General features: G+C 37.2%; 8 protein-coding genes. 2 read left to right on the top strand and 6 right to left on the bottom strand.

Annotated features, from left to right (window positions below; translation table 11 throughout):
• Nucleotides 1–297: 297 nt before the first annotated feature.
• The 6 genes from tpx to HT736_RS01055 form a co-directional block, all read right to left on the bottom strand.
• Nucleotides 298–789, bottom strand: a complete 492-nt coding sequence (gene tpx, locus HT736_RS01080) for a thiol peroxidase (RefSeq protein ID WP_061366224.1) — start codon at nt 787–789, stop codon at nt 298–300.
• Nucleotides 790–1,149: 360 nt separating this feature from the next.
• Entirely contained in the window at nt 1,150–2,079 is a 930-nt protein-coding gene (gene psaA, locus HT736_RS01075) for a metal ABC transporter substrate-binding lipoprotein/adhesin PsaA (RefSeq protein WP_172930665.1), read from the bottom strand.
• Nucleotides 2,080–2,110: 31 nt separating this feature from the next.
• Nucleotides 2,111–2,959: a metal ABC transporter permease gene (locus HT736_RS01070; protein ID WP_000559786.1), complete on the bottom strand. Its 849-nt coding sequence runs from the start codon at nt 2,957–2,959 to the stop codon at nt 2,111–2,113.
• On the bottom strand, nt 2,956–3,678 hold the full coding sequence (locus HT736_RS01065) for a metal ABC transporter ATP-binding protein (protein WP_138703047.1): 723 nt from the start codon (nt 3,676–3,678) through the stop codon (nt 2,956–2,958). Before HT736_RS01065 ends, HT736_RS01070 begins: the two co-directional genes overlap by 4 nt.
• A gap of 477 nt (nt 3,679–4,155) precedes the next feature.
• A complete protein-coding gene (locus tag HT736_RS01060) occupies nt 4,156–5,349 on the bottom strand; it encodes an MFS transporter (RefSeq protein ID WP_001081491.1) in 1,194 nt (397 codons plus the stop codon).
• Complete coding sequence (locus HT736_RS01055; protein WP_172930664.1) at nt 5,342–6,457, bottom strand: ThiF family adenylyltransferase; 1,116 nt, start codon at nt 6,455–6,457, stop codon at nt 5,342–5,344. The genes HT736_RS01060 and HT736_RS01055 overlap by 8 nt, the downstream gene beginning before the upstream one ends.
• A 381-nt stretch (nt 6,458–6,838) precedes the next feature.
• Here HT736_RS01055 and pepO point away from each other — a divergent pair, with 381 nt between their 5' ends.
• A complete protein-coding gene (gene pepO, locus HT736_RS01050) occupies nt 6,839–8,731 on the top strand; it encodes an endopeptidase PepO (protein WP_172930663.1) in 1,893 nt (630 codons plus the stop codon).
• A gap of 182 nt (nt 8,732–8,913) precedes the next feature.
• Nucleotides 8,914–9,555: a recombinase family protein gene (locus HT736_RS01045; RefSeq protein ID WP_023933213.1), complete on the top strand. Its 642-nt coding sequence runs from the start codon at nt 8,914–8,916 to the stop codon at nt 9,553–9,555.
• Nucleotides 9,556–9,651 lie beyond the last annotated feature (96 nt).

Here is a 9,651-nt window from a genome sequence, read left to right as displayed (position 1 = left end):
GATTGAAAAAAACTTACTTCAAGCTTGCCAATACGAATTTTAAGCAGAATATCATTTCTCTTTTTAGAATCAAAACGACGAGATTGTGGAATCTCTACAGGAACAATAGGTTGTGGCATTTAAATATCCTCCAATAGTTTTACTTTACTAATAGTATACAGGAGGTCTTCCATGAATGATAGATACCTTGTTATGACGCGCTTACGTTGTTTTTATCTGATTGAACTTTTATTTACTAGTATTCAAAAATCCTCCGTTTCAAAGAGCAGGGAACTCTTTGTGACAGAGGATTTTTTTCTATAGTTCTTTAGCAGCTGCAATTGCGGCTTCGAAGTTTGGTTCTGAGTTGATATTGTCCACATATTCAACGTAGCGAATCGTATTGTCAGTATCGAGGACAAAGACTGCGCGTGCCAATAGGTGCCACTCATTGATTAAGAGGGCGTAGTCACGTCCAAAGGAATGGTCGAAATAGTCTGAGAGCATGATGGCATTTTCAATACCTTCAGCACCACACCAACGTTTTTGGGCAAAAGGGAGGTCCATTGAAACAGTCAAGACAACCGTATTATCCAGTCCAGCCAGTTCTTCATTAAAACGACGCGTTTGAGTTGAGCAGATGCCTGTATCGATAGAAGGCACGACACTCAAGACTTTTTTCTTCCCATCAAAATCAGCTAGAGATTTTTTAGAAAGGTCTGTTGTAGTGAGTGAAAAATCAAGTGCCTTGTCACCGACTTGTAGTTGTTTACCTGTAAAGCTCACAGGATTTCCGAGGAAAGTTACCATAGGATACTCCAATCTTTTTTCTTCCATTTTAGCTAAAACAGTTAGAATTTTCCAATGATTTGACTGGAAATGTGGGCATAGAAAAAACGTCAATTCGGAAAGAATGACGTTTTTCAGATTTTTTATCTATTTGATATTTCTCGAAGGTAGTGCGGACGGGAGCAACTTCCTTCGGAATTTCATCCCTAATTTTTGAGCCTTAGGTCTCAAAAATTCCGTCCTAGATAAGATCAAAGTTCTTATCTAGGATACCACTACAGTGAGAAATATCTGGTAAAAACTCACTTCGTTCGTACTGATTTAAGAAATCTTTATTCTTATAAACGATTTTTTTAGCTAGAGATAGAACTAATATCTAGATTATTTTGCCAATCCTTCAGCAATCTTGTCAAGGTTGTATTTCATCATGCTGTAGTAGCTGTCGCCTTCTTTACCTTCTTCTGCGATAGAGTCAGTAAAGATTTGTGCGTAGATTGGGATGTTTGTGTCTTGAGAAACAGTTTTCATTGGACGGTCATCCACACTTGATTCTACAAAGAGTGATGGAACTTTTGTTTGGCGAAGTTTTTCAACCAAGGTCTTGATTTGTTCAGGAGTTCCTTCTTCTTCAGTATTGATTTCCCAGATGTAGGCACTTGGGACACCATAGGCTTTAGAGAAGTATTTGAATGCTCCTTCGCTGGTTACAATGAGTTTCTTTTCAGCAGGGATCTTATTAAATTTACCCTTACTTTCTTTATCAAGTTTGTCTAACTTATCAGTATATTCTTTGAGATTTTTTTCATAGAATTCTTTGTTGTTAGGGTCTTTGGCGCTCAATTGTTTGGCGATATTTTTAGCAAAGATAATCCCATTTTCAAGGTTGAGCCAAGCGTGTGGGTCTTCTTTACCTTTTTCATTTTTTCCTTCAAGGTAGATAACTTCAACCCCTTCGCTGACTGCAAAGTAGTCTTTGTTTTCAGTTTTCTTGGCATTTTCTACCAATTTTGTAAACCAAGCATTGCCACCTGTTTCAAGGTTGATACCGTTATAGAAAATGAGGTCTGCCTCAGAAGTTTTCTTAACATCTTCAGGAAGTGGTTCGTATTCGTGTGGGTCTTGCCCAATCGGAACGATACTATGAAGATCAATTTTGTCACCAGCAATATTTTTAGTAATATCAGCGATGATTGAGTTTGTAGCAACAACTTTTAGTTTTTGACCAGAAGCTGCCTCTTTTTTTCCACTAGCACATGCTACAAGAGCAATAACGGAAAGAAAGAGAACGAGTAATGTACCTAATTTTTTCATTAGATCCTCCAATTTATTGGGGCTTTGCCCCTTATTTTAACAAATGTTTATTTTTTAGTTTCAAATATCGTTGTTTTGGAGCGATAAAGAAGCTAATGAGAAAGAAACTAGCAGCTGTGAGCACGATACTAGAACCTGCCGCAACGTTAAAGCTATAGCCGATAAAGAGTCCCAAAACTGAAGCAGTCGCTCCAAAGGTTGAGGAAAGGAAAATCATACTTTTCAGACTATTAGCATACAGATAAGCAGTTGCAGCTGGGGTAATCAGCATGGCTACAATCAGGATAGTTCCGACACTTTGCATGGCTGTCACAGACACGAGAGTCAAGAGTACCATGAGAAGGTAGTGATAGAAATTGACAGGCATTCCCATGGCTTTAGCCAAGAGTTCATCAAAGGATGTTATCAAGAGTTGCTTGAAGAAAATCCAGATCAACAAGAGAATGGCTGCCCCCACACCCATAGTAATAAACATATCCGTATCTTGGACGGCTAGGATATTACCAAAAAGAATATGGAAAAGGTCAGTTGAACTTTTAGCGACACTAATCAAGATGATACCGAGGGCTAAGAAAGAAGAAAAGGTAATGCCGATGGCGGTATCGCTTTTGATAATCGAGTTTCCCTTGATATAGGTAATGATGATGGCAGCTAGCAGTCCAAAGACAATGGCTCCGATAAAGAAGTCAAGGCCCAAGATGAAGGAGAGGGCTACACCTGGTAAGACAGCATGTGAAATGGCATCTCCCATGAGTGACATCCCGCGTAGAATGATGAAACATCCTACAGCTCCAGCTACGACCCCGACGACAATAGCTGTTATCAAGGCATTTTGTAGGAAATGGAATTTTTGCAATCCATCGATAAATTCTGCAATCATAGGTCACCTCCATTGAAAAAGAGTCGATTACCGTAAGCTTCTTTGAGATTGGCTTCGGTAAAGGTTTCTTTGGTTGGACCAAAGGCAATCACTTCTCGATTGACAAGCAAGACTTGATCGAAGTAGTGGGGAACCTTGCTGAGGTCGTGGTGGACGATGAGAACCGTCTTCCCAGCTTTTTTCAAATCTCTCAGCGTATTCATGATGATTTCCTCACTGACAGAGTCAATCCCAACAAAGGGTTCATCCAAGAGGATATAGTCGGCTTCCTGTACCAAACATCTGGCAATCAAGACCCGCTGGAATTGACCTCCAGACAGTTGACTGATTTGCCGTTCAGCGTAGTCAGCTAGGCCGACGATTTCAAGGGCTTCTTTCACTTTCTTCCAATGTTTAGCCTTTAAACTTCGAAAGAGAGGGATAGAGGGAAAGAGTCCTAGAGAGACGCATTCCTTGACCTTGATGGGAAAGTTGTAGTCGATATTGATTTTTTGTTCGACATAGGCAATTCGGTGTAAGGATTTTTTAACTTCCTTGTCATCGAGAAATGCCTGACCTTGATGTGGGATAATTCCCAGCATACCTTTTAATAGTGTTGATTTCCCAGCACCGTTAGGACCAATGATACCGATAATTGTTGGTCCTTGGAGCACTAGTGAAATATCCTTAAGTGCCAACGTTTCTTTGTAGGAGACACTGAGGTTTTCGATACGTATCATAAACTTATATTCCTCCTGTCTCTTAATATACATTAAAAAAAAAATTAAGTCAAGTTAATTTTTGAAAAAATTAAAATAAGTCATTAAAAAATCTTTACACATCACACAAGGGAATCAATATAATATATAGTGGATTGAATTTGGAATAGTCCACCGAGTTTTTTAAAACATTGTTAGAAATTCAAAGTAAATTATAAAAATGCCTTAGAAGCAGCATTGTACTACTCCAGCTCCAACTAACTCTATTTTGCTATATATTTAGTAGGAGGTCTAATAAAACGCATAATCTCAAGGTTTATACACCTGATATTATGCGTTTTTATGATTTTAAAGATTCTTTAATTAGATTTACTATCTGTACTTCAAAAAGTGTTTTAATCTATCCATGGATAACCCCTTAGTTTACCCTTTGATTTTTGTTGAGTATGAGCGATTCTTTGATGAATTATTTTGAATAAGTATATCACACTTTAAACATCAATAGTTTTTACTTTTGGTTAATGGACTAAAGTAACTAAATCCCCCTGCAAGAAATCTTATAGTACCTGCTAATATTAGAATACTTATGATAGTTAAGTTATGTGAAACAAGTATCCCTCCAAGGTATGCTCCTAAGGGGATAGAAGCAAATGAGATCATTCTAGTAATGCTAACAACACGTCCCAACATTTCTTTTTTGACAACTTTTTGTCGTAACGTAAAATATGTAATGGCATTGATATTGCCAAACATATTACTCAAACCTAAAAATACTCCCATATATATATAGTTTGTGTTAATTGATAGCAACATAGTAGATAGACCAGCTAGCATTGTACTGATGGAGAGGATTTTTCCATATCTAAACTTTTTAATTAATTCAGGGGCAAGAATAGCACCTAATATAGCTCCTACACCAGCTATTGAGAGTATTAATCCATAGTGAAAGGAGGTATAGCCTAGAACATCTGTAATATAGTAAACTAAGTTGGCCTGAAATATATGAATGCCAAAGTTTGTTCCAAAAAAAAGAATAGCTCCACTTAGGATGATTTTATCATTTTTTACATAGTGCAAACCAATAGATATTGTTTTAGAAAGACTCTCTTTTTTAGAGATATTTACTAGTGTATTTTCTGGAGTTTTTATGCAGAGAATTAATAGGCTGGCAATTAAAAAGGTAAGAGCATTGACCCATAAAACTTTAGCTGGATTAATAAGTAATAGAACAGAACCACTAATCATAGGACCAATAAGATTTAATGTATTGTCAATAAGTTGGATTCCTGAATTGGCTTTTGATAGCTGATTGTCTGTTACAATCTGTGGTAACAAGCTTTGAAATGCTGGGTGGACTAATGGCTCTGTAGAGGAGAGCAGGAAGGTTAAAATATAAATTAAGAGTAAGAGTATATTATCATTTTTAAAAGATATTATTAGCAAACTTAGAATGACTAATGAGATTAAATGACATATTGAAATGATATATACTTTTTTGAATTTATCTGCTAATATACCTCCTACTAGAGAAAATAAAATCCATGGTAAAAATGAAATACCGTATAGAGTAGCCATATGAAATGGAGATCCTGTTTTCTCAAATACTAGCAAAGGTAGAGCTAATTTTCTTAGCCAATCACCAAAGTTGGATACAAGAAATGTTAGCCACAATATTTTGTAATTTCTATTCAATAATATTACCTCCACGACAGGTTATACAATTGGGATCTATATGCCAATGCTCGGCTATTTTTGTAGTCATTGTATTCATATCTATAGATTTTAATTGGCCTACAGTAGTTAATTCACCGATACCAGTGATATATTTTGTAACTTCTGAACAAATGATACCAGTTGCTACAGATACTAGAGGAGCTATGGCAGTATTGTCACCAACTAAATTTAAACGAGTTCTTTCTTCAAGGATTAGGTGAGAAATAGGGTGTTCTTTTTGGATAGTATTTCTCCAACAATCTATGCATCCAGATATTTTGGGGATAATAGTATATTGCAGGGCTCGTTGCGCTTCTAAACCTGCACAAAATAAAGGAATATTCAGCTTTACTATAGCTTCATTTACCCATCTTGCTAGTTTGATTTTAGGTCTATCCGCAACTAGTATTAAGCAGTCGAATCCTCGGAATGATTCAACAACATCTTCAGATGAATTGATTTTCTTTTCCTCAACAGTAAATTTTATTTGAGGATTAAATTCATAGATGCGTTGTTTTGCTATACTTGCTTTACTCTTTCCTATATCATCAAAGTTATATAAAATTTGTCTATTTAAATTAGATATATCAACGACATCAAATTCAACAGCTTTTATTTCTCCTATACCTAAGCCAGCTAAGTCATATATAATGTGAGAGCCTAATCCGCCTAATCCAATAATTCCAATTTTTGAATCAATTAATTTTTTTTGAGAAATATATTTATTTTCACTTAAAGTTGCGTAAGATGAAAAAAAGTTGATGTTTCTGTGATAACGTTCTAATTCATACTTGGATAATATTTTAGAACCAGTAAGATTTAAATCCTCGATAAATCGTTCTTTACTGATTTCATCAATAGCTTCCATTACATCAGATGGTGATAGTTCACTGTAGGTTTCTGAAACTTCTCTTATGATTTTTTCGACGGTATTAATTCCATCCATTTTTTTGAGCATGTATTCAATAGCTCCGCTAGGGTCTTCATATTCTGTAATTTCTCCAACCCCACCTATATAGACCGATCCGTCTTTATATACTACTGGGTAAGCCTTTTTTAGTTTTGGACGAGCTTTTAGTAGATTCATTATATCTCCTTATATCAATTAAAAGAAAAGGTAACTAGAGAAAGTCTAGTTACCAGCCTCGGTGAAGAAAGTATTACTATCCTTCTACTGCGATTCCTGCAATACTTACAGAATGAACACGTTTTTGCTTAAGCATAAAATCTACCTCCTAATATTTAAATTTCAAGTAGCAAAGCTATGAGATAGATAGAATTTTATCATTTTATATATTTTTTGTCAATTCATTTTTCAGACAATTAATTTTTTTGTGAATTTTTAAAAAATTTTTAAAAAATTGAAATAATAACTGAAAAATGATAGAAAAGGAAAGTTCATTTTTAATTGCATTCCCTAGTGATTTTTGTTAAGATAAAGACAAATACAAATGAAAGCGAGAACAAGATGACACGTTATCAAGATGATTTTTATGATGCTATCAATGGAGAATGGCAACAGACAGCTGAAATTCCAGCAGATAAGTCTCAAACGGGAGGTTTTGTTGATTTAGATCAGGAAATTGAAGACTTGATGCTGGCGACAACAGACAAGTGGTTGGCAGGAGAAGAGGTGCCTGAGGATGCTATCTTGGCAAACTTTGTCAAATACCACCGCCTAGTTCGTGATTTTGACAAGAGAGAAGCTGACGGTATCACACCTGTCTTACCACTCCTTAAAGAATTCCAAGAATTGGAGACTTTTGCAGATTTCACTGCCAAACTAGCAGAGTTTGAACTTGCAGGAAAACCTAACTTCCTTCCTTTTGGTGTATCGCCAGACTTTATGGATGCCAGAATCAACGTTTTATGGGCTAGCGCTCCAAGCACGATCCTGCCAGACACGACCTACTATGCAGAAGACCATCCTCAGCGTGAGGAGCTCTTGACTCTTTGGAAAGAAACTAGCGCAAATCTTCTCAAAGCTTATGATTTCTCTGATACAGAAATTGAAGACTTGCTAGAGAAAAGACTAGAATTGGATCGCCGAGTTGCAGCAGTGGTGCTTTCTAATGAAGAAAGTTCAGAGTATGCTAAACTCTACCATCCATATGCTTACGAAGATTTCAAGAAATTCGCGCCTGCCCTACCTTTGGATGACTTCTTCCAAGCCGTTCTTGGACAAGTGCCAGACAAGGTTATCGTAGACGAAGAACGTTTCTGGCAAGCAGCAGATCGATTCTATAGTGAAGAGGCATGGCCTCTTCTCAAGGCAACCTTGATTTTGAGTGTTGTCAATCTTTCAACCAGCTATTTAACAGAAGAAATCCGTGTTTTGTCTGGTGCCTACAGCCGTGCCCTTTCAGGAGTTCCAGAAGCCAAAGACAAGGTCAAGGCAGCTTATCAACTAGCACAAGGTCCTTTCAAACAAGCCTTAGGTCTTTGGTATGCCCATGAAAAATTCTCTCCAGAAGCTAAGGCGGACGTGGAGAAAAAAGTGGCAACCATGATTGATGTCTATAAGGAACGCTTGGCTAAGAATGACTGGCTGACTCCTGAAACTCGTGACAAGGCCATCGTCAAACTCAATGTCATCAAGCCTTATATCGGTTATCCAGAAGAATTGCCAGCACGCTACAAAGACAAGGTAGTGGATGAGACTGCTAGTCTTTTTGACAATGCTCTAGCCTTTGCGCGTGTGGAAATCAAACACAGTTGGAGCAAGTGGAACCAACCTGTAGACTACAAGGAATGGGGCATGCCTGCTCACATGGTCAATGCCTACTACAATCCACAGAAGAATCTGATTGTCTTCCCAGCGGCTATTTTACAGGCGCCTTTCTATGACTTGCATCAGTCATCTTCTGCTAACTACGGTGGTATTGGGGCAGTGATTGCCCATGAAATTTCCCACGCCTTTGATACCAACGGAGCTTCCTTTGACGAAAATGGTAGCCTCAAGGATTGGTGGACAGAGAGCGACTATGCTGCCTTCAAGGAGAAAACACAAAAAGTCATTGACCAATTTGATGGACAGGATTCTTATGGAGCAACCATCAACGGTAAATTGACTGTGTCAGAAAATGTGGCTGACTTGGGAGGAATCGCAGCAGCGCTTGAAGCAGCTAAGAGAGAAGCAGACTTCTCAGCAGAAGAATTCTTCTACAACTTCGGTCGCATCTGGCGCATGAAAGGTCGTCCAGAATTTATGAAACTTTTGGCTAGCGTCGATGTGCACGCACCAGCCAAACTCCGTGTCAATGTGCAAGTACCAAACTTCGACGATTTCTTTACAACCTATGATGTCAAAGAAGGTGACGGAATGTGGCGTTCACCAGAAGAGCGCGTGATTATTTGGTAATACAAAGAGACAAGTAAAACTCCTATAATTACACCTTCCCTATCTATGTACACCCTAAAAAGTTAGATAGAATAATCTAGCTTTTGGGGTGTAGTTCATAGGGATTATGAAATTGAAGTCTTTTCTTATTTTAAAATTCATAGTAAAATATCCCTCTGTATCAAGATAACAGGAGGATTTTTATGTCTCAAAAGACTATCAACATAGGCTACGCCCGTGTATCTACTCATAAGCAAGACCTAGGATTGAAAGTGCAAATCGAAGCTCTCAAACATTGCGATAAACTTTTTATAGAAAAGGAATCTGGTGCAAATAACACTCGTCCTGAACTTACAAAAGCCTTAAAACTGGCCTCTGACTTTTCGAAAGATGGCAAGCAGGTTACTTTCACTATCTATAAGTTAGATAGACTGACTCGATCTATGTTTAAGCTACTAGAACTTATTGAACAATTTAATGAATATCATATTCAGCTAGTCAGTTTGCATGAAAAACTAGAAACAGACTCTCTTATTGGCAGGTTACTTTGCGTCATTTTAGGCTTTGTGGCAGAAAATGAGCTGGAAAATCTGAGGTTTCGCACAAAAGAAGGACTTCGAAAAGCTAAGGAAAATGGTGTTAGATTAGGAGCAAAACGGATTTCAAAAGAAAAGGAGGAGCGGATACTTAACAAATATCTACATTCAAATATAAGCATACGTAATATTGCAAAAGCTGAACAAATTTCTACATCAACCCTATATAAAGTGTTAGAACGCAATAAAGTGGCGAACAATCGTCAAAAAAAACGGAAAATCATTGCTAAAAATAGGGAAAAATGGTAGAATGAAGCTGTAAATTTGTTTCGATTAACGACCGTTTGATGAAACAGTCAAAACAACAATATGAATATTTAAAAAATACGAGTTTAACAGTGTTTT

Source organism: Streptococcus sp. 339, assembly GCF_013277285.1.
GTDB lineage: Bacteria > Bacillota > Bacilli > Lactobacillales > Streptococcaceae > Streptococcus > Streptococcus pseudopneumoniae.
This window is presented reverse-complemented; position numbering and strand designations above follow the sequence as displayed.